The 19,978-nt window shown below is 59.2% G+C and carries 18 protein-coding genes; 10 read left to right on the forward strand and 8 right to left on the reverse strand.

The window, feature by feature from the left end:
* Positions 1-273: 273 nt before the first annotated feature.
* The 7 genes from AN476_RS16425 to AN476_RS16455 all read right to left on the reverse strand — a co-directional run bounded on the left by AN476_RS16425 (position 274) and on the right by AN476_RS16455 (position 8,340).
* Complete coding sequence (locus tag AN476_RS16425) at positions 274-1,515, reverse strand: CaiB/BaiF CoA-transferase family protein (RefSeq protein WP_054462734.1); 1,242 nt, start codon at positions 1,513-1,515, stop codon at positions 274-276.
* Positions 1,502-3,121 carry a thiamine pyrophosphate-binding protein gene (locus AN476_RS16430; protein WP_054462685.1) on the reverse strand — a complete coding sequence of 540 codons (1,620 nt, stop codon included), beginning with the start codon at positions 3,119-3,121 and terminating at the stop codon, positions 1,502-1,504. Before AN476_RS16430 ends, AN476_RS16425 begins: the two co-directional genes overlap by 14 nt.
* A 148-nt stretch (positions 3,122-3,269) precedes the next feature.
* On the reverse strand, positions 3,270-3,758 hold the full coding sequence (locus tag AN476_RS16435) for a DUF302 domain-containing protein (protein WP_054462735.1): 489 nt from the start codon (positions 3,756-3,758) through the stop codon (positions 3,270-3,272).
* A gap of 274 nt (positions 3,759-4,032) precedes the next feature.
* Positions 4,033-6,063 (reverse strand): PhoX family phosphatase, encoded by a 2,031-nt coding sequence (locus AN476_RS16440; protein WP_054462686.1) that lies wholly within the window; start codon positions 6,061-6,063, stop codon positions 4,033-4,035.
* Between the two features lie 164 nt (positions 6,064-6,227).
* The gene (locus AN476_RS16445) at positions 6,228-7,286 is read right to left on the reverse strand and encodes a YeeE/YedE family protein (protein ID WP_054462687.1); all 1,059 of its coding nucleotides are present in this window, start codon (positions 7,284-7,286) and stop codon (positions 6,228-6,230) included.
* Positions 7,287-7,481: 195 nt separating this feature from the next.
* A complete protein-coding gene (locus AN476_RS16450) occupies positions 7,482-7,823 on the reverse strand; it encodes a helix-turn-helix transcriptional regulator (RefSeq protein ID WP_054462688.1) in 342 nt (113 codons plus the stop codon).
* 64 nt (positions 7,824-7,887) lie between these two features.
* Complete coding sequence (locus tag AN476_RS16455; protein ID WP_157063785.1) at positions 7,888-8,340, reverse strand: hypothetical protein; 453 nt, start codon at positions 8,338-8,340, stop codon at positions 7,888-7,890.
* Between the two features lie 130 nt (positions 8,341-8,470).
* On the opposite strand from AN476_RS16455, the gene AN476_RS16460 reads away from it, so the two are divergent.
* The 9 genes from AN476_RS16460 (at position 8,471) to AN476_RS16500 (ending at position 16,519) form a co-directional block, all read left to right on the forward strand.
* Complete coding sequence (locus AN476_RS16460; RefSeq protein WP_054462689.1) at positions 8,471-9,208, forward strand: cytochrome c biogenesis CcdA family protein; 738 nt, start codon at positions 8,471-8,473, stop codon at positions 9,206-9,208.
* A gap of 65 nt (positions 9,209-9,273) precedes the next feature.
* Complete coding sequence (locus AN476_RS16465; RefSeq protein WP_054462690.1) at positions 9,274-9,867, forward strand: thioredoxin family protein; 594 nt, start codon at positions 9,274-9,276, stop codon at positions 9,865-9,867.
* Between the two features lie 125 nt (positions 9,868-9,992).
* Positions 9,993-10,469: a sulfur oxidation c-type cytochrome SoxX gene (gene soxX, locus AN476_RS16470; RefSeq protein WP_054462691.1), complete on the forward strand. Its 477-nt coding sequence runs from the start codon at positions 9,993-9,995 to the stop codon at positions 10,467-10,469.
* 51 nt (positions 10,470-10,520) lie between these two features.
* On the forward strand, positions 10,521-10,940 hold the full coding sequence (soxY, locus tag AN476_RS16475) for a thiosulfate oxidation carrier protein SoxY (protein WP_054462692.1): 420 nt from the start codon (positions 10,521-10,523) through the stop codon (positions 10,938-10,940).
* A gap of 67 nt (positions 10,941-11,007) precedes the next feature.
* The gene (gene soxZ / locus AN476_RS16480) at positions 11,008-11,337 is read left to right on the forward strand and encodes a thiosulfate oxidation carrier complex protein SoxZ (RefSeq protein ID WP_054462693.1); all 330 of its coding nucleotides are present in this window, start codon (positions 11,008-11,010) and stop codon (positions 11,335-11,337) included.
* Positions 11,338-11,412: 75 nt separating this feature from the next.
* Entirely contained in the window at positions 11,413-12,264 is an 852-nt protein-coding gene (soxA, locus tag AN476_RS16485) for a sulfur oxidation c-type cytochrome SoxA (protein ID WP_054462694.1), read from the forward strand.
* 113 nt (positions 12,265-12,377) lie between these two features.
* Complete coding sequence (gene soxB / locus AN476_RS16490) at positions 12,378-14,075, forward strand: thiosulfohydrolase SoxB (RefSeq protein WP_054462695.1); 1,698 nt, start codon at positions 12,378-12,380, stop codon at positions 14,073-14,075.
* A gap of 112 nt (positions 14,076-14,187) precedes the next feature.
* Complete coding sequence (gene soxC / locus AN476_RS16495; protein ID WP_054462696.1) at positions 14,188-15,480, forward strand: sulfite dehydrogenase; 1,293 nt, start codon at positions 14,188-14,190, stop codon at positions 15,478-15,480.
* On the forward strand, positions 15,464-16,519 hold the full coding sequence (locus tag AN476_RS16500) for a c-type cytochrome (protein WP_054462697.1): 1,056 nt from the start codon (positions 15,464-15,466) through the stop codon (positions 16,517-16,519). Before soxC ends, AN476_RS16500 begins: the two co-directional genes overlap by 17 nt.
* A 102-nt stretch (positions 16,520-16,621) precedes the next feature.
* Here the strand turns inward: AN476_RS16500 and AN476_RS16505 are convergent, their stop codons facing one another.
* Entirely contained in the window at positions 16,622-17,989 is a 1,368-nt protein-coding gene (locus AN476_RS16505; protein WP_054462698.1) for a hypothetical protein, read from the reverse strand.
* A gap of 331 nt (positions 17,990-18,320) precedes the next feature.
* Here AN476_RS16505 and AN476_RS16510 point away from each other — a divergent pair, with 331 nt between their 5' ends.
* The gene (locus AN476_RS16510; RefSeq protein ID WP_054462699.1) at positions 18,321-19,931 is read left to right on the forward strand and encodes a class I SAM-dependent methyltransferase; all 1,611 of its coding nucleotides are present in this window, start codon (positions 18,321-18,323) and stop codon (positions 19,929-19,931) included.
* The last annotated feature ends 47 nt before the right edge of the window (positions 19,932-19,978 follow it).

Genomic DNA, 19,978 nt, shown 5'->3' on the forward strand with positions numbered 1-19,978 from the left:
GAGTCCAATCTCTGCCTATGGTCTTAAATTCTCTGTTCTTCAAAGAGTAAACCAGCGGGGAGGTCGGCGCGACGCTGCTCGCGTTTTGGTGATTGGATGTGTGTGGCCAAAGGCGGCAAAGGCCGAAATTCACCACTATGTCAGGCGGTTTTCTGCGCCTTTTGGGCTTTGCGGCTGCAAAAGCAAGCAAGCACCCGCCAAGGGAGCGGATGCTTGAGGCGTTTTGTAACATTCGCCGGGGCAGCTCGGAGGTATGCCCCCCACCAGCGCTGCTCAGCTATCGGCAAAGGGATCTTCGGCCTGCAGAATCTCTGTTGTAGAGGCACCGCATTGGGGCGGCGCATGGCGGTAGGTTACGGGAGTGCGCGAGAAATTCAGAGGGTTGCCCAGGAGCTGCACCGGGCCGACACCTGATTGCATTTCAATGGCCATCTCCCGCGCGGCCACCTGATCACTGGCAAATACCCGATCCAGGCTCTGCACCGGGCCTGCGGGCACTTTGCGGGCCTCCATGCCTGCGATCACTGCATCCATGGTAAAGCGTTTGAGCGCCGGGATCAGGATATCGTTCAAGGCATCGCGATGTTCCAGCCGGGCGGGGTTGCTGGCAAAGCGGGGGTCTTCTGCCAGGCCTTCCAATCCCAGAAACTCCATGAAGCGGCGGAACTGGCTGTCATTGCCCACTGCCAGGATCACATGGGCATCCGAGGTCTCATAAAGCCCATAGGGCACGATGCTGGGGTGTTCATTGCCCCGGCGCTGCGGCACCTGTTTGGTGTTGAGATAGGCGACTCCTTCGTTGATCAGCCAGGCCACCTGAGCATCCACCAGCGCCAGATCAATCTGCTGGCCTTCGTCAGTCTGGCTCTTGTGGTGCAGCGCGGCGAGAATGCCGATGGTTGCATACATGCCGCACATGACATCAGCGATGCCAACGCCTGCTTTCACGGGCTGACCCTGAGGCTCGCCAGTCAGGGACATGATGCCACCATAGCCCTGGGCCATCAGATCATAGCCGGGTTTGGAGCTGTTGGGGCCGGTCTGGCCATAGCCGGAGATCGAGCAATAGATCAGATGAGGGAACTCCGCCCGCAGGCTGGCATAGTCGAGGCCATATTTTGCCAGCCCGCCGGGTTTGAAATTCTCCACCAGAATATCGGCCTGAGCCGCCAAGCGGCGGATCTGAGCCTGGCCTTCGGGACTGGCGATATCCAGCGCGATAGAGCGTTTGTTGCGGTTGGCAGCCATGAAATAGGCCGACAGATCCGAGCGGTTCCCATCGGCATCGGCAACATAGGGCGGACCCCATTGGCGGGTGTCATCGCCGCCCGACTTGGGGTTTTCCACTTTCACCACTGTGGCGCCTAGGTCGCCCAGCAACTGGGTGCAGGTCGGGCCTGCCAGAATGCGCGACAGATCCAGAACCTTGACACCTTTGAGAGCGCCATGGCCGAGGCTGTCGGCCGGGGTCCAGCCCCTGGGGCTTGTACTGTCTGTGTGATCAGATGCGGCCATCATATCCTCCGGCTTCGATTTCCGCAGAGATGACAGTGAAGCGGTCAGAGGCCAAGGCCTCTTGCAGGGCTTTGTTCAGCTGGGTGCGGTTACGTACCGTTACCCCATTGCCGCCAAAGGCGCGGCCCATGGCTGCAAAGTCATGGCGCCCCAGGTCAACTCCGGCATTGGCCATCTGGCGACCGCGTTGCTTGAGCTCGATGAGGGCGAGGCTGGCATCGGCAAAGACCACAAAGATCGGCGCCACATTCAGCTCGGCGGCGGTGGCCAGATCACCTGCAACCATCAAAAAGCCGGCATCCCCGGAAAAGCTCACCACCGGGCGGCCGGGTTCGGCGAGTTTGCGGCCAATTGCCATGGGCACAGCACAGCCCATGGTGCACAGGCCGGACGACTGGATGAGATCCCGCGGGCTGTGGCAAGGCCACATCTGGCTGAGCAGAATGCGATGCGCGCCGCTGTCTGCGGTGGCGAGGGTTTCCGGCGGCAGGCTGGCGCGGCATTCGGCGATCACTCCGGCCGGCCCCCAGTCATCGGTTGTGGGGAAGGCACGGGCCAGGTCGGCCCGGACCTGCTCAGGTCTGCCGCAGGGCCATTTGGGCAGTTCAACCCGTTCTGCCGAGGGGGCAAGCGCCTGCAGGGTCGGCTTGAGCGAGGCGACCAGCGCCAGGCTGGCCTGATGCATGTAATGGGTGTTGGCCTCGGGGGTGATGTCGATCATGCGCTGCTGGCTCGGATCCCAGACATTGCGCCAGCCGGGGCGCATCTCAATCGGGTCATAGCCCAGGGACAGGATCAGATCGGCCTTTTGCACCAGGGGCAGCAGGGATTTGTCCGCCAGCGGGGACAGCCCCGCTGCGCCAAGGCAGAGCGGGTGGGTTTCCGCCAGCAGGCCCTTGGCCTTGTAGCTGGTAACAAAGTGGATCTGGTGTTGTTCGAGGAAGTACTGGATCTCTGGGGCGGCCTCTTCCTGCAGGGCATCCAGACCGATGATGGCCAAGGGGCGCTGGGCCTCGCTGAGCCAGGAAAGCGCCTGCGCCAGGGTCGCATCCTCTGGCTGGGTCAGCGCGGCAGGCGCGCGGCGCAGACCGCGATCTCTGGCCGGGGCATCCGCCACCGAGATCGGTACGTCGATATGCACCGGCCCGTTTCTCGGTTCCGTTGCGATGGCGACGGCCTTGTCGGCGATCAGATCTGCGGCCTCTGCATCGAGCCGGAATGTGGCCTTGGTGATGGGGGAGAACACCGCGCGGTGGTCCAGCACCTGATGGGTGTAGCTTTGCTCTTCGGCGGCATCGACGCAGCCGGTAAGCACCAGCATCGGCACCCGGTCCTGATGGGCATTGGCCACCACATTGACCCCGTTGAGCGCGCCGGGTCCAAGCGTGGCCACCAGGATCACCGGGGCACCATCGCTGTGATGCACCCCTTCACCCATAAAGCCTGCTGCATTTTCATGCTTGGCCAGGTGAAACTTGATGCCTGCCTTGACCAGCGCGTCGACCAAGGTCAGCACTTCGCCGCCCGGCATTCCAAAGGCGTGACGGCAGCCGGCCTCGTAGAGGCGGCGAGCCAGAACGTCGGCGGCGCGAAGGGTCTGTGTCATGTCTTCCGTATCCCACTGTTTCCAGTGGCTAGAATTCGCGGGTTATGGGGATAGGCGCAAGCCGTATCACAGCTCTGTGACCTGCTGTGACGATGAGGTGCGTTGGACCTGGGAGCGCGGGGCAATGGTCGCACCAGGGCGCGCGGGATCACGGAGTCAATGCTGCCTCGGCAATGGCGGCAAAGCGGCGATCCAGCTCGGCGGAAATCCGCACCAGCTGGCTGCCGCCTTCCTGGAGGTAGGGCGCGAAGACAAAGCTGGGCCGCTTATAGGCAAGGTGGGTATGCGCGGCGTCGACTTCGGTGACGTAGAAGCGGATCGGGGCCTCGATCATTGCGGCGGTAGAGAGGGCCAGAACCTGTACAGCGTAGTCATTGTTGAACACCCCAATGACCCGGTTGCCGGGAATGGTGATGCCACGTGCGGCAGCGGCCTGGGTGGGGCCTGCCTGGGTAACCACAACAAGCCCTTCCGCTTTGACTGCAGAACGGAGGTCCTTCAACAGCTGATCATAGGGTTTCTGGCTTTCAAAAACCACCCAGCCTTCGCGCTTGGACAGTTCGGCGGCTTGCAGAGGCAGGGCAAGTGATAGCCCCAAGAGAGCCAAGGACAGGGCGAAGGCACGCGTCAAGAACATGATCTGCGCCCCAAGGGGCCGCAGAGGCTGAAACAATCGCAAAAGAACGATATTTGTTTGGGACAGGACCTGCATGAAAAAAGCCAACTCGTTAAATTTGACGCAAGGTTAGCAGAAATGCACTTGGCGAGGCTTCACTTTGCCGTGACACTTGGCCGTAGCGCAACAGCGCGGGCGAAAGGGGTCGAGCCCAGGGCGAGAGGCCCGGGCTCGACCAATTTCCGACGGGTCCTTGGGACGGGCGAGCTTGCCCTGGGCCCAAGGCACGAAAAGGTCAGGAGGCGATGCGACCGCCCCCGGTTTTGGTCACCACCACCACCGAGGGGCGCGGCGGCATCTTTGGGTCAAAATCGGGCCAGCGGGTGGCTGGGTCTTCAAAGGTCGAAGCGCGCTCGAACCCTTTGAGCGCCTTGGTGCCATCGGTGCCCGGGTGCTGGACCGCGAGGAAAAGGGTCTCGTTGTCTGCTGTGAAGTAAGGACCACAAAGTTCTCCTCCTACGGGGCAACGGAAGAAGAGCTTGGAATGCCCCCGCAACTCCCCTTCGGTTTCCAGCGCATAGAGCCCGTCGGATTTTCCGGTCTTGCCCCATTTGCTACCCTGATCGGTGGAGATCCAAAGGCGGCCGTCGGCGTCAAAGGCACAGTTGTCCGGCGAGCCGAACCAGCCGTTTTCACTGGTTTCCGGGTTCCACTGAGCACCGACCTCTGCCAGCTCGGGGTCCCCGCATTTCACCAGAATGGACCATGTGCCCGTCGTGGCGGCGTGATCGCCGGCGGCTTCCTTGATCTCGATGATATGGCCAAAATTGGATTTGGCGCGGGGGTTTGCGGCGTTGACCTGCGCGTCCTTGCGCTTGGAGTTATTGGTGAGCATGATATAGGCGGTGCCGTCGCCGCGCGGTTGGGCATCCTCGGGGCGGTCCATGGGGGTGGCCCCCAGGGCATCTGCTGCCAACCGGGTGTCAATCAGCACATCCGCTTGGCTGGCAAAGCCGTTCTCGGCCGTCAAAGGCCCCTGGCCATGCACCAAGGGTAGCCAATGCAGGCTGCCATCGGCATCAAAGCGGGCCACGTAGAGCGTGCCGTCGCTCAGCAGGCTCCCATTGGCATCGTCAATGTGGGATACAGATCCGTTGGAGACATATTTGTACTGATAATCAAAGCGATTGTCATCGCCCATATAGACAACCAGCTTGCCCTCAGAAGAGATGGTGGTCTCGCAGCCTTCATGGCGGAACCGCCCCAGCGCGGTGTGTTTGATCGGCTTGGCCTCGGGATTGCGCGGGTCGACCTCGACCACCCAGCCAAATCGGTTTGGCTCATTGGGTTCCTTGTCGATGTTGAACCGGTCGTAGAACTTGCCCCAGGCGTACCAGCGGCCAGGCACGCCATAGCGCTTCATGGATTTTGCTTCGCGCTGGGCCGAGATGTCGGGCTTGCTGTCGCTGTTTACCACATCGGTCCAAAAATAGCCGTGGAAGTTCTCTTCGGCCATCAGATAGGTGCCCCAGGGGGTCATGCCGCCAGCGCAGTTGTTGAGCGTGCCGATGACCGACAGGCCGCTGGGATCGGCATTGGTCTGCATCCGGTCGTGACCGGCGGCAGGGCCGTCGAGAGTCATCTCGGTGTTCAGCGGGGTGATGCGGCGGTTCATCTTGCCATCGCGCACCACCGACCATTTGCCCTCGGTGCTCTTGGCGATTTCCACCACGGTGCCGCCATGGGCAGCCATCTCAATATCGACCAGCTCTTTGGTCATATCGGCAAAACCCGCCTTGTCCTGGCGGCCCAGACCCGGGAACATGACCTCTTCGTTGGTGTATTCATGGTTCACACAGAGCAGGCCACGGGTGCCGTCGCCGTTCAGAGGGGTAAAGCCAACATAGTCGTTGTTATACCCAAACTGCTGCAACTGCGCTTCGGCGCTTTGGTTCATGACGTCAAAATCAGGGGCCTCGGCGGTGATCGGATCGCCCCAACGCAGTAGCACATCGGCCTCATAACCCTTGGCGATGTGGTGGGTCTCATCATTGCCCCAGCTCAGCTCGTCAAAGCGATAGCGGCTGTCGCTAGCCGTCGCGGCAGTGGCGCGGTTGGGCGCGATCAGGGCGGAGGTGCCAAACAGCGTTGCCGCTGCCGAGACCCCCAGCATGCCGCGCAGCATGTCACGACGACCATAGCGGGCGTTGATCACGTCGCCGATGGTGGCCTCCAGATTGGGATTGGTGGGGATATCGTCAAAGGCCTCATAGGCTTCTGCCTTGTTGCCGATCTCAGGGTCATTGATGATTTGCTTGCGGTCCATGGCGGGCTCTCTGTGTCAATCTGTCAAGACGCGTGCCGGGGGGGATCCCGGCAGCTGGCTAATGATCTGAGGGGTGTTTGTAACAGCGGTGTTATAGGCGCGGAGAGATAATCAAAACGTCATGAAACCCTCGTGTCTGGCACGGCGCCTGCCTGAGTTATGGGCTAGGCGGCGCTGCGGAAACCTTCGATCAGCTGGCGCAGGCCCAGGGCGGCCCCGGCAAAGATCGCCACAAAGGTCACCGGCGCAGAAAGCGAGAGCAGGGAAAAGGCGCTAAGCCCCTGGCCCACGGTGCAGCCCATGGCGATGACGGCGCCTGCGCCCATGATGGCGGCACCAAAGATCTGGCGGCGCAGCTCGCGCGGGTCATCGCAGGCTTCCCAGCGGAAATGGCCTTTGATCAGGGAGCCGATAAAGGCCCCCAGCCAGACCCCGGTGATGGAGCCCACAGCAAAGGAGAGCGGACGCAGGCTGCCGGTCATGGTCCACAGAATGGTTTCCCCCAGGGGGGCCGAGAAGGAATGGGAGACAACCGGTAGGGCCTCGAACCCCTGCGTGTTGACATAGGCCGTGCCTGCCCAGCCCAAGATCACTGCCAACCCGACCACGACCGACCAGAACAGGCTGGTGCTGTCGCGGCGGAACTCGGCATCACAGAGGCAGATGATCAGCAATATAGCGCCAAAGCATATGCCAATGCCTGCCAGCGGCAGCTGGGTCAGCGCCGCGAGGTGATGGGCCAGTCCCGGCGGGAGGTCGCTGGTGACATCTTGTTGTTCAAACAACAGGTTGCGCAGCGGCGCCAAGGGGCCCGAAAGCACCACATATGTGGAGACCCCCATCACCAGCACAATAACAAAACTGCGCAGATCTCCACCGCCGAGCCGTGCAATCGCGCCATAGCCGCAGTTCCCGCTCAGCGCCATGCCATAGCCAAACATCAGCCCTCCCACGATCGAGGCGGCGGGCATCCAGCGCACCGAAAGATAAAAGGAGAGGGAGGCATCCAGCAGACCCAATCCAATGAGGGAGAAACTGCCAATAACGGCAGTGGCAATGGCCAGCCCCCACATGCGCATCCGATGCGAGGAACCGCCATAGAGCAGGTCTTCGATGGCGCCCAGGGTGCAGAACCGGCCTAGGCGGGCAGCCAACCCCAAGAGAATGCCCCCCAACAGGCCAATGGCCGTAACCAGCTGGTGATCGCTGAACAGATCAAACATGGGCGAACTCTCCTCCTGGACCTGGCAATTGGGCCTGGCCTCCAACACAGATGCCGCTGAGACCCGCCAATGCGATAGGCGGTCTTGGTTCAGGGACTGTGCGTCGTCTCCAGTGAAGCGTTTTTGAGGGCCTCAATGCAATGAATTTTTCTGCCCAATACAGCGCGCTGGGCTGCAGATTTTGGTGGTTTGGCTCTATTTGGTGTCGTCTGCGCAGAACAGCTCGTAGACCACTTCGAGGATACGGCGCGGGCGATCATCTGCCAGACGGTAGTAGATTGCTTTGCCATCTCGGCGGGGCACCACCAGCCCTTCCAGCCGCAGGCGCGACAGTTGCTGCGAGACAGCGGCCTGACGCGCGGCCAGCAGATCTTCGAGTTCGGTCACCGATTTTTCGCCCGTGACCAGGTGGCACAGGATCATCAGACGCCCCTCATGGCTGATTGCCTTGAGAAAGTTCGAAGCGGTGGTGGCATTGTCCACCATGTTGTCCAGCTCTTCCGGGGCCATATCGGCCGAGAATTGCGGTAGTGCCATTGTGTCGTCTCCTGTGGCGGCGGCGCGTTCATAGCGCCACTGCTCCTAATGCGGTCGTTTGCGGCTAGCTTTCCGGGCTTTCTGCCCCGTCGAGCGGGAACTCGAGATGCTTGCTCATCAGTTTGGCGATCAGAGGCCAGAAAAAATCTTCTCCCGGATAGCCTTCCAGCCGGGCCATCTCAAGACCGTCTTTGACGATCAGGAAGGTCGGGGTAAAACTGACCCGACGTTGCACCTGCAGATCCTGTGGTATCGCATGCAGATCCACCCGCCGCAGCGGGGCAAAAGCGCCTTCGCGTGTTTTGGGATAGATGGGGCCGATTTCTTCGTTCCAGCGTTTGCACCATTCGCAGCCCGCCTGTTCGACCATGATCAGCTCAGGCCCCGAAGCTACATCCGATGTGACCTCCTGCGCCTGCGCATTCAGGGGCAACGCGAGCGACAAGGCCGTAGCCATCGAAAAGGCCAAAGCTGCAAAGCTGCGGCGCGTTACACTTGGGGGAACTTGATTACTCATGATAGCTATTCATGACCTCAACCGTTGACGGCCTGCGCAATTTGCGGCTTGATACTACATAATTTGAATATGTGAATAACACAAGTCTTGTGCCAACAGAGCCCAAGGCGCGGAGGATCAATTAGGCGTGATGCTGGAAATTTCATACCTGGGTGCCGCCTTTGCCGGGCTGTTGAGCTTCTTTACACCCTGCATCCTGCCGATGGTGCCCTTTTACCTGTCCTACCTCGGGGGGCTGTCGATGGCTGAGCTGCGCAGTGATGGCGAGATCGCGCCTGGCGCGCAGCGGCGCATGGTGCTGGCGGCCCTGTGCTTTGCGGCCGGGGTCACCTCGGTCTTTATGCTGATGGGCATGGGGGCCACGGCTTTGGGGCAGCTGTTTGGGCAATATATGGATGTCCTCGCCTATGCTGCGGCTGCGGTCCTTGTGGTTTTTGGTCTGCATTTTCTGGGCGTAATCCGCATTGGCTTGCTTTACCGCGAAGCGCGGATGGAAAGCGCGGCAGATCCGTCGAGCCTGGTTGGCGCCTTTCTCATGGGGCTGGCCTTTGGCTTTGGCTGGACGCCCTGTGTGGGGCCGGCGCTGGCCTCGATCCTGATGGTGGCCTCGGGGTTGGGCGAGGTCTGGCGTGGTGGCGCGCTGCTCTTTGTCTATGGTGCTGCAATGACGGCGCCCTTTGTGGTGGCTGCGCTCTTTGCCAAGCCGTTTCTGGCCTGGGTGGCGCGGCACCGGGCGGTGTTTCACTGGGTGGAAAAGATCATGGGGGTCATGCTGATCCTGTTTGCCCTGCTGATCGTTACCGGCGGGGTGCGCTGGATTGCCGATCTGATGATCCGCTGGATGCCGGGGTTTGCCACTTTGGGCTAAGGGCAGGCGGCTCTACTGTAGTTTTTGTAACGCGTAATTTTGATGGTGTAACCGGAGGGGAAAAGATGAAGCATTGGATGATGAAACTGGCGGCCCTGACCTTGGCGCTGCCACTGATCAGCACGGAGGCCGCGGCGATCGAACTGGGCGATGACGGGCTGCACAAGACCTCCTGGATGCGCGACACCTTCAAGGATCTGCGCGAAGACCTGGAAGAGGCCAATGCCGAGGGCAAACGTCTGGCTCTGTTCTTTGAACAGCGTGGCTGCATTTATTGCACCAAGATGCACACCGAGATTTTCCCCCGCCCGGAGATCGGAGGTTATATTGAAGAGCATTATTTTGTGGTGCAGATGAACCTCTATGGAGATGTAGAGGTCACCGATTTTGACGGCGAGACCCTGTCGGAAAAGGACATGGCGCGCAAATGGGGCGTGATGTTCACCCCGACGATTCTGTTTCTGCCGGAGGAGGTGGCCGAGGAGCAGACCGCCGCACAGGCTGCAGTGGCCATCATGCCTGGAGCCTTTGGTGGGGGAACGACAATTGACATGTTCACCTGGGTGGCCGAAAAGCGGTATCTTCTTGACAACGGAGAAGATTTTCAACGCTACCATGCGCGCCGCATCTCGGAGCGCAACAATGGGTCGGCGGATTGAGTGCAAACGAACAAATATAATAATTCACACTATTGAATTTGTTGTTGCGTTATCGGGGCCGGGTGCCCTACGGTATACAACAGCTAAGCTCGCTAGGAGGCGAGTGGCAGCCAACGGGAGGAATCATGAAGAGACTATCTCTGACACTGGCCCTGTGCCTGACCGGGAGTGCAACCCTGGCGGCAGAGGTCGCGCCTAAGGATGTGCAGTATAACGAGGATGGCGCCGTAGCAGCCTCCTTGACCGGACAGCCGGGCGATGCGGCAAGCGGTGCCGTTATCGCGGGCACCAAATCGCTGGGCAACTGTGTTGCCTGTCACCAGGTGACAGCCCTGGCAGATGTGCCGTTTCACGGTGAAATCGGCCCTTCGCTGGATGGCGCCGGGGATCGCTGGACCGAGGCAGAGCTGCGCGGGTTGATGACCAATGCCAAGATGACCTTTGAGGGCACCATGATGCCTGCATTCTACAAGGTTGAAGGCTTTATTCGTCCAGGTGCCGCCTATACTGGTAAAGCCCCCACCGAGGCGCTGACACCAATCCTGACGGCCCAGGAAATTGAAGATGTGATCGCATTTATTGCGACCCTAAAAGAAGAGTAAAGCGCGGGCGAAACCCCCTGTCGCTCTGCGAAACGTCAAAGGAGACATATGATGGAGTTCTCACGCCGTGAGACCCTGGGCCTGGCCCTGGGTGCTGCTGTGATGACGGTCCTGCCACTGCGCGTCAGTGCCAGCATCGTTGATGATCGGATTGCCGAGTTTACTGGTGGTGCCGACATGGCCGACACCGGAATTGAACTGACTGCGCCCGAGATTGCTGAAAACGGCAATACCGTGCCAATCTCGGTCGATGCGCCTGGCGCCACCGCGATCATGGTTCTGGCCACCGGCAACCCAACCCCCGGTGTTGCAACCTTCAACTTTGGCCCGCTGGCTGGCAGCCAGTCTGCCTCCACCCGGATCCGTCTTGCGGGCACCCAGGATGTGGTGGCGATCGCCAAGCTGGCCGACGGCAGCTTTGCCAAGGCAAGCGCAGCTGTGAAAGTGACCATCGGCGGTTGCGGCGGCTGATCCATTCAGCCCCGTTGATACCCGATTACGGCCTGCAATATGGCCTGAATACGAAGGAGTTTAAGACATGGCATCCGGTGTAAAACCCCGCGTCAAAGTCCCCAAGAAGGCAACCCCTGGTGAGGCGATCACCATCAAGACCCTGATCAGCCACCAGATGGAAAGCGGCCAGCGCAAGGATAAAGAGGGCAATATCATCCCGCGCTCGATCATCAATCGCTTTACCTGCGAATTCAACGGCCAGCTGGTGACCGACATCACCATCGAGCCTGCGGTTTCGACCAACCCCTATTTCCAGTTCGAGGCCATCGTGCCCGAAGCCGGTGATTTCAAATTCACCTGGTATGACGATGACGGGTCGGTCTACGACGCGACCAAATCGATCGCTATGGCCTGATCCCTTCCGGATCTCAAAGGCACGGCACCCTGGCCGCATCTGTGGCCCGGGTGGATACCCAAGGGAGGACAAGGAATGAACTATAAGGCGCTTACCGCCATTGCTGTCGCACTGAGCCTGCCGCTGTCTGCCTATGCAGATGCGGATGACGACACGCTGGTACTCAACGAAGAAGAAACCCTGGTGACCAAGACCGCCGCTCCTGCGCATCTGTCGGATGTCATGGATGAGGTGATGTCGGGCTGGCATTTCCGCTCGGATGAGACCCAGGCTCTGCAGATGGATGATTTTGAAAACCCCGCCATGGTCTTTGTCGACAAGGCCTTTGATGCTTGGGAGACTGTTGAGGGCACTGAAGAAAAATCCTGCGCCTCCTGTCATGATGACGTCGAGGAGAGCATGGCAGGTGTGCGCGCTGTTTATCCAAAGTGGAATGAACAGGCCGGCGAAGTCCGTACTCTGGCGATGCAGGTCAATGATTGCCGCGAGAACCAGATGGGCGCCAAGCCCTGGAAATACACTGGCGGCGACATGACCGCGATGGAAGCGCTGATCTCGGTGCAGTCACGCGGCATGCCGGTCAATGTGGCTATCGACGGTCCCGTTCAGTCGATGTGGGAGCAGGGCAAGGAAATGTATTATGCTCGCACCGGCCAGCTGGAGCTTTCCTGCGCCAATTGTCACGAGGACAGCTATGGTCTGATGATCCGCGCGGATCACCTGAGCCAGGGCCAGATCAACGGTTTCCCAACCTACCGTCTGAAAAACGCCAAGCTCAACAACGTGCATGCCCGCTTCAAGGGCTGCGTGCGGGACACCCGCGCCGAGACCTACAAGCCAGGCTCCTCCGACTTTGTCGCGCTTGAGCTCTATGTCGCCTCGCGCGGCAATGGTCTGGCGGTCGAAGGTCCTTCGGTCCGCAACTAAACACACCAACACCCCGCGTCTCTACAGGCGCGGGGTGTCTCGCTTTCAACGAATTCATAGATGCGAATATGAATCATATTTGTTGCTATGATCGCACAGGATGACAGATAGATATGATCTCGCGCCGTGATTTTTTGCAGGTATCGATGGCCGCCTCCGCTCTGGTTGGCGCGTCCGGTTTTGGCAACTGGGGCCGTCTGGCCGCGCAGCAGAGCCTGACCCAAGATCAGCTGCTGCAGTTTGACACCTTTGGCAATATCAGCCTGATCCACATCACCGATATTCACGCGCAGCTGAAACCGATCTATTTCCGCGAGCCCTCGATCAACCTGGGCGTCGGCGGCAACAAAGGGCATGTGCCACATATCACCGGAGCCGATTTCCGCAAGGCCTATGGCATCGCCGATGGCAGTGCCTCTGCCTATGCATTGACCCATGATGATTTCTCATCTCTGGCGCAGGGCTATGGCCGGGTCGGCGGCATGGACCGTGTCGCAACCGTGATCAACGCCATCCGTGCAGATCGCCCAGATGCGCTGCTCTTGGATGGTGGCGACACCTGGCATGGCTCCTATACCTGCCACCAGACCGCCGGGCAGGATATGGTCAATGTGATGAACGCGTTGAAACCCGATGCGATGACCTTCCACTGGGAGTTCACCCTGGGATCCGAGCGGGTGAATGAGATCGTCGAGGGCCTTCCCTTTGCCGCGCTGGGGCAGAATATCTTTGACAGCGAGTGGGACGAGCCCGCCGAGCTGTTCAAACCCTATAAGTTCTTTGACCGGGGTGGCGCCAAGGTGGCCGTCATCGGTCAGGCCTTCCCCTATATGCCCATCGCCAACCCCGGCTGGATGTTCCCGGAATACTCCTTTGGTATTCGGGATGAGCACATGCAGGAGATGGTCGATGAGGTCCGCGCCGCCGGGGCCGATGTGGTTGTGGTGCTGAGCCACAATGGCTTTGACGTCGATAAGAAAATGGCGGGCGTTGTCACTGGCATCGACGTGATCCTGTCGGGCCACACCCATGATGCACTGCCCGAGCCGGTTCTGGTGGGGCAGACCCATATCATTGCCTCCGGCTCCAACGGCAAATTTGTCAGCCGTGTGGATCTGGATGTGCGCGACGGTCAGATGATGGGCATCCGCCATAAGCTGATCCCGATCTTCGCGGATGTGATTGCACCAGATCCGGTGATCTCGAAACTGATCGACGAGCAGCGCGCGCCCTATGCGGACCAGCTGTCCGAGGTGATCGGCAAGACCGACTCTCTGCTCTATCGTCGTGGCAATTTCAACGGCACCTGGGATGATCTGATCTGCGACGCCTTGCTGAGCGAGCGCGAGGCAGACATTGCCATGTCCCCCGGCGTGCGCTGGGGGCCTTCGCTGAACCCGGGCGATGACATCACCCGTGAAGACATCTGGAACGTCACTTCGATGAGCTATGGCGCGGCCTATCGCTCTGAAATGACTGGTGAATTCATCAAGGTGATCCTGGAGGATGTGGCTGATAATATCTTCAACCCAGATCCCTATTACCAGCAGGGCGGCGATATGGTCCGCATTGGTGGCATGGGCTACCGGATTGATATCACCAAGCCACAGGGCGAACGCATCAGTGAAATGACCCTGCTGAAAACCGGTGAGAAAATCGACGCCAGCAAATCTTATGTGGTTTCTGGCTGGGCCAGCGTCAACGAGGGTACCGAGGGTCCAATGATCTGGGATGTGGTCGAGGACCACATTCGCAAACAGGGGACGGTTTCCGTCACCCCCAATACATCGGTCAACGTGGTCGGCGCCTAAGCCCCGCCACAGGTGCCTAGCCAATGACCCTATTGGCTAGGCGTTTTCTGACCAAAATTTTTTGCGCTGATGAATTCACAATGATGAATTTATCGATGTAAGGAGACAAGAGATGAGCGATAAAGCAGATGATTTTGCCCCCTCACGCCGCCGATTTCTGGCGGGTGCGGCGGCGACCGGAGTAGGGGCCGCCGCCGTTGGCGCAGGCCAGGCTGCACAGGCCGCCACGCCGGACCCCCTGATCACCGAGGTGCAGGACTGGGCCAGTGGATTGGGTGATGGCGTTGACGCCACCCCCTACGGGTTGCCGATCCAGTTTGAACAGGATGTGGTGCGCCGCAATGTGGAATGGCTGACAGCGGATACGATTTCCTCGATCAACTTCACGCCGATCCACGCGCTCGACGGCACCATCACCCCGCAGGGCTGCGCCTTTGAGCGTCACCATTCGGGTGCGATCGAGCTGCGCAAAGAAGACTATCGTCTCATGATCAACGGCTTGGTCGATACGCCTCTGGTGTTCTCCTATGCCGATCTGGAGCGTTTCCCGCGCGAAAACAGAGTGTATTTCTGCGAGTGCGCCGCGAATTCGGGCATGGAATGGGCAGGGGCCCAGCTGAATGGCGCCCAGTTCACCCATGGCATGATCCACAATATGGAATATTCTGGCGTCTCACTGCGCACCCTGCTGGAAGAGGCCGGTCTGGCGGCCGCGGGTGATTTCAAGGATAAATGGGTCTATGCCGAGGGCGCGGATGCCTCGTCTAACGGGCGTTCCATCCCGCTGGAAAAGGCGCTGGACGATGTGCTGGTGGCCTTTAAGGCCAATGGCGAGGCCCTGCGCAAGGAGCACGGCTATCCGGTGCGCTTGGTTGTGCCCGGTTGGGAAGGCAATATGTGGGTCAAATGGCTGCGCCGCATCGAGGTCATGGATGGCCCGGTGGAAAGCCGCGAGGAGACCTCAAAATACACCGACACCATGGAAGATGGCTCAGCCCGCAAATGGACCTGGGAGATGGATGCAAAATCCGTTGTCACCAGCCCCAGCCCGCAGGCCCCAATCACCCATGGCAAAGGCCCGCTGGTGATCACGGGGCTGGCCTGGTCGGGGCGCGGTGCAATCACCGGCGTTGATGTGTCGATTGATGGCGGCAAGACCTGGACCCAGGCCCGTTTGGGGGCGCCGGGAACAGACAAGGCGCTGACGCGGTTCTACCTGGATACCAACTGGGACGGCTCGGAAATGCTGCTGCAAAGCCGGGCGCGCGACAGCTCCGGCTATGTGCAGCCCACAAAAGCAGAGCTGCGCGAAGTGCGCGGACTGAATTCGATCTATCACAACAACGCCATCCAGACCTGGTGGGTCAAAGCCGATGGGGAGGCAGAAAATGTCGAAGTTTCCTAAAGTTATCGCCGGAGCCGCTGTCTCGCTGGCGCTTGGCCTGCCTGCCTTTGCCGGCGAATATGGCCTGGGCCGTCCCGCCCTGCCAGAAGAGATCGCCGCCTGGGATATTGATGTCTCGCCTGATGGCACCGGCCTGCCTGCAGGCTCTGGCGATGTCTTCACCGGAGAAGAGGTCTTTGCCGAGAAATGCGCCGTCTGCCACGGCGACTTTGCCGAAGGCGTCGACAATTGGCCAAAACTGGCGGGTGGCCAGGGCACGCTCGACCGTGAAGATCCGCTGAAAACCGTGGGTTCCTACTGGCCCTATCTCTCCACCACCTGGGACTATGTGAACCGCTCGATGCCCTTTGGCGCTGCGCAGACGCTGGAAGCGGATGAGGTCTATGCCATCGTGGCCTATATCCTCTATTCCAACGATCTGGTGGATGATGAATTTGTGCTCTCGAACGAGACATTTACCGATGTAGAGCTGCCCAATGCCGAAGGGTTCTTTGTCGATGACCGACTGGAAAGCGAAGCGCATTTTTGGAAGGCTGAGCCCTGCATGTCCGATTGTAAGGACAGCGTTGAAATCACCATGCGTGCGCGGGTGCTGGATGTGACACCAGAAGAAGAGACCAGCGAGGCTGCGGTTCAAGAGGCCTCAGCCGAAGCACCCGCCGCGGAAGAAGCCGCAGTTGAAGCGGCAGCAGAACCAGTGGTCGAAGTCGTGGCCCTGGATCCGGAACTGGTCGCCAAAGGCGCTAAGGTGTTCAAGAAGTGCAAGGCCTGTCACAAGGTGGGTGAGGGTGCCAAGAACAGCACAGGTCCTATTCTGAACGGCATCTTTGGCGCAACGGCCGGTGAGGTCGCTGGCTTTAAATACTCCAAGCCGATGTTGGCGGCGGGCGAAGATGGACTGGTCTGGAATGACGAAGCTCTGGCGGCCTTCCTGGCCAAGCCTCGCAAGTTTATGAAAGGCACCAAGATGTCTTTTGCCGGGCTGCGTAAGGAACGCGATATTGAGGCCGTTATTGCCTATCTTAGAAGCTTCGACTGATTTTCTCTGGAGTTGCAAAATAAACGAGGGGCGGATTTGATCCGCCCCTTTGCTGTTTGGAAGCCCCAACGCTAAATTGGTGCAATGTTTGCCCCGGGGGCGTCAGGTCCCACCTGCATCAGGCTTGTCTGCACCAGGTTTGTCTGTAGCATCTTTGGCCCGGTTCAAGGCGTTTGGAACAAACTGTTGAAAGAAACCCGCGATGAAGCTCCAGACCAGGAGTTTGCTGAGGTCTGCATTGGGGACAAGTGTCCCAAGCGGGTTTGGCTGGTTGGGTTGGGTTTCGCTGATGGCTTTTGTGACGGTTTCTATCAGTTGCGGGCTGACGTTTGAGTTGCCTGCATCTGCGACCAGGGACTTGAGGGGGCTGTTACTGTCGACCTGCATGGCTGCAATCACTTTGAAAGCTTCCGCCACATCCACCTTTGGTGGGCTGACCTCACTGAGCGTGGCAAAGCCAAGAGCCTCCAGATTTGGGAAAAGCAGGCCATCAAGCAATCCGGCGTTGAAGAAGAAATACAGGATGGCCGCGCTGATGCCGCCGATGCCAATCCGCAAATAGACATTGGGTAAACCGGTCTGCAGCAGTGTTTCCTCGATAGAGCTGCCCTCAAGCTGTGCGCGGTCGCGGTTCAGCACGCTAAAGCTCGCGCCCAAAAGTCCGGCCACGACGGCGAGGAAAAACCCCGCAAAGGACCAGTTCATGAACATGGGGGAGTCTTTTTCGATGACTCCAGTGGCAAACAGAGTTCCAAAGAACAAAAGCGCTAACAGTGCCCCAGTGATGAAGACAAAAATGGAAAAACGATCAACAATCAAACGGTTGAAATAGCGTTGCGAATACTTCCAATGCACATCGTTGAGCACCCGTTCCAGCAAGTGCCGCAGGGCCAAAGTACTGGTCCTCTCGCCGATTTGGGCTTGGCTGTTTGATTTCCCCGCGCCTGCGGTCTTTGGGTCGGTTTCTTTTTTTGGGGGGTCCTGAGCAGGTGGGGTCTCAGAGGGGTCCTCCTTTTCAGGCTCTTCCTTGTTTTTGGGTTTTTTTGGCGCAGGGGCTGCCGCAGCTTCCGCGGCTGCCTTACCCGCCGTTGTGTCTGTGTCATCCTGAGGAGAGGTTAGATCTGCTGAAGCTGCGGCATCGGTCAGTTTTTCAAGTTCCTTGGTGAACAAGGCCGCAGCTGGCTGATCAACTTTTGCAAGGGCGGAAATCTGTTTGGTGATTTCAATTTCCAAAGACTCTTTGGGCCGGATATGGGCTAGGATCTTTTCGGCCTGATAGGCGGCCGCCCAGGTGAAGTCTGGGGCGTCAAGAACCTCCTGCATCTTTTTGCGCAAGGCGGCCAGGGTCGGGGACATACTGGTCACATCAGCTGGCACTGACAGAAGATTCGCCTGCAGGGTGTCGCGAAACTGATAGAGCATCTGCAGGTTAGAGCTCTTGCGTGGCGATTTTTTTAAATAATCTAACATTGTGACCTCTGCTAAAATGGGGGGGTCTTGAAAATTGCGGTTGAGATCTCCTGGGGTTTGGCTTTGGCACTGCCCAAAGGGCGTGTAAGAGGCAGCGTATTTTGTTGCATGAGAGCAATCAACCCTGAGCTGCATTTCTTGGGGTGTCAGGGGGGAGGTAGTGCTGTCGGGAGAGCAGTACGCGGGCAATGGTCGGTCGGGCCTGGCTTCTTCGTCTCCGGACTGATCTCGACAACTTGAAAAGAAATGTAGCGAGTTTAACCTCTTGATCACCAATATTTGTCAGGTTGCCATGAAGCGCCCTTTTTCAAACGAGACCAAGAGGTACTAGATGAGCGACTGGACTTCCGGCTATGTGGCTGAGGTTGACTATACCCATGATTTTTTTCACGAAATGACCCCGGCAGTTCTGGCCCTGACTGCAACATCCAAAGGGCAGAAACACGGTTTGAACCAGTCTGAGCTCAGCTATTGCGAGCTAGGCTGCGGGCAGGGGTTCACCTCCAATCTACTGGCTGCAGCCAATCCACATATCCAGTTTCATGCGATGGACTTCAATCCAGCCCATATTGCCGGCGCCCGCGAGCTGGCGGCTGAAGGGGGGCTGAACAACATTCAGTTCTACGAACGCTCCTTTGCCGATTTTGAGGAGGAGGGCGGTCTCCCCAAACAGTTCGACGTTATTGCCTTGCACGGGGTGATGAGCTGGGTTTCGGAGGAAAACCAACAGCTGATCGTTGATTTTATCGGCCGTCGGTTGAAATCTGGTGGCATAGTCTATGTCAGCTATAACTCCCTGTCCGCCTGGGCGGCGATAATGCCATTGCGGCGCATTCTGCTGGACCGCGCCGCGCAGGGCGCCGGGCCGCTGGAAGAGCGGATTGGTGAAGCCTTGAATTTTGCCAAGACCCTGGAAGGGGCGGGGGCGCAGTATTTTAAATCAAACCCCATGGCCAGTGCAGGGTTGAAGAGTGCTGGTAAGATGTCAGCAAACTATCTCGCGCATGAAATGTTCAACGCTGACTGGACACCCTTTCATTTTGCCGATCTCGCAGGTGATCTGTCAGAGGCCAAGTTGAACTTTCTGGGGCCGACCAGTTTGATGGACCACATCGACGATATTTGCCTGACCGCTGAGCAAATTGCCGTGCTTGACGGTGAAATCGATCCGGTGCGGCGTGAAAGCCTGCGGGATGTTTTGGTAAATGAGCAGTTTCGCTCGGATCTGTTTGTGAAGGGCGGTCGCCGCCATACCGAACGCGGGGCCATTGGGGCCTGGTTTGAAACTCCATTTGCATTGGTAAAACGCTTTGGCGGTGGGCCAATAAAGCTGACCTGGCGGCAGGGGGAGATTGCGCTGGATCAGGCGCAATACGGCCCTATCCTTCAGGCTCTTAGGTCGGGGCCAGCCACAGTGCGCAGCCTTTTGGATCAAGGTGCCTTTGGCCAGATGACCTGGGCGGAGATCTCCCGCCTGCTGACGATACTTGTCGGCTCGGGCACTCTGTCACCCTGTTTGCCCCTAGAGGGGCGCGCAGATCGCATTGAGGGCTGTCAGGCCTTTAATCTGGCGGTGTGCAAACGGGCTGAAGACAGCGAAACCCTGCGTTTCCTGGCCTCGCCGGTCACGGGGGGCGGGTTGGAGCTGGATCGCATTGAGCAGTTGTTCCTGCTGGCCTATAGCGAGGGCAAGACCGAGCCTTCGCAATGGGCGGATTTGGTCTGGGGCATCCTGTCAGCGCAGGGGCAACGCCTGCAGCATGAGGGGCAGGTGCTGGAGCGACCCGAAGAGAACCTAGCGCTTTTGCAGGCGCGCGCGACCGCCTTTGCGGCGCGTCGCCTGCCGCTGTGCCGATCCCTGGGGCTGATACCTGCTGCATCTGGGCAGCAGGCCGCGCTTGGCATCGCTGCACAGGAAGCCCGCGAGGAGGCCGCAGCCTAAGGTCGCTCTTAGCTCGCACGCCGACCGCACAGATTTAGACCGTAGCC

The organism is Phaeobacter sp. 11ANDIMAR09, assembly GCF_001294455.1.
Taxonomy (GTDB): Bacteria; Pseudomonadota; Alphaproteobacteria; order Rhodobacterales; family Rhodobacteraceae; genus Pseudophaeobacter.

Excerpts from the sequence above, each read along its gene's own strand:
- AN476_RS16425 (WP_054462734.1), bottom strand. The coding sequence starts at position 1,515 with ATGGCCGCATCTGATCACACAGACAGTACAAGCCCCAGGGGCTGGACC.
- AN476_RS16430 (WP_054462685.1), bottom strand. The coding sequence starts at position 3,121 with ATGACACAGACCCTTCGCGCCGCCGACGTTCTGGCTCGCCGCCTCTAC.
- AN476_RS16435 (WP_054462735.1), bottom strand. The coding sequence starts at position 3,758 with ATGTTCTTGACGCGTGCCTTCGCCCTGTCCTTGGCTCTCTTGGGGCTA.
- AN476_RS16440 (WP_054462686.1), bottom strand. The coding sequence starts at position 6,063 with ATGGACCGCAAGCAAATCATCAATGACCCTGAGATCGGCAACAAGGCA.
- AN476_RS16445 (WP_054462687.1), bottom strand. The coding sequence starts at position 7,286 with ATGTTTGATCTGTTCAGCGATCACCAGCTGGTTACGGCCATTGGCCTG.
- AN476_RS16450 (WP_054462688.1), bottom strand. The coding sequence starts at position 7,823 with ATGGCACTACCGCAATTCTCGGCCGATATGGCCCCGGAAGAGCTGGAC.
- AN476_RS16455 (WP_157063785.1), bottom strand. The coding sequence starts at position 8,340 with ATGAGTAATCAAGTTCCCCCAAGTGTAACGCGCCGCAGCTTTGCAGCT.
- AN476_RS16460 (WP_054462689.1), top strand. The coding sequence starts at position 8,471 with ATGCTGGAAATTTCATACCTGGGTGCCGCCTTTGCCGGGCTGTTGAGC.
- AN476_RS16465 (WP_054462690.1), top strand. The coding sequence starts at position 9,274 with ATGAAGCATTGGATGATGAAACTGGCGGCCCTGACCTTGGCGCTGCCA.
- soxX (WP_054462691.1), top strand. The coding sequence starts at position 9,993 with ATGAAGAGACTATCTCTGACACTGGCCCTGTGCCTGACCGGGAGTGCA.
- soxY (WP_054462692.1), top strand. The coding sequence starts at position 10,521 with ATGGAGTTCTCACGCCGTGAGACCCTGGGCCTGGCCCTGGGTGCTGCT.
- soxZ (WP_054462693.1), top strand. The coding sequence starts at position 11,008 with ATGGCATCCGGTGTAAAACCCCGCGTCAAAGTCCCCAAGAAGGCAACC.
- soxA (WP_054462694.1), top strand. The coding sequence starts at position 11,413 with ATGAACTATAAGGCGCTTACCGCCATTGCTGTCGCACTGAGCCTGCCG.
- soxB (WP_054462695.1), top strand. The coding sequence starts at position 12,378 with ATGATCTCGCGCCGTGATTTTTTGCAGGTATCGATGGCCGCCTCCGCT.
- soxC (WP_054462696.1), top strand. The coding sequence starts at position 14,188 with ATGAGCGATAAAGCAGATGATTTTGCCCCCTCACGCCGCCGATTTCTG.
- AN476_RS16500 (WP_054462697.1), top strand. The coding sequence starts at position 15,464 with ATGTCGAAGTTTCCTAAAGTTATCGCCGGAGCCGCTGTCTCGCTGGCG.
- AN476_RS16505 (WP_054462698.1), bottom strand. The coding sequence starts at position 17,989 with ATGTTAGATTATTTAAAAAAATCGCCACGCAAGAGCTCTAACCTGCAG.
- AN476_RS16510 (WP_054462699.1), top strand. The coding sequence starts at position 18,321 with ATGAGCGACTGGACTTCCGGCTATGTGGCTGAGGTTGACTATACCCAT.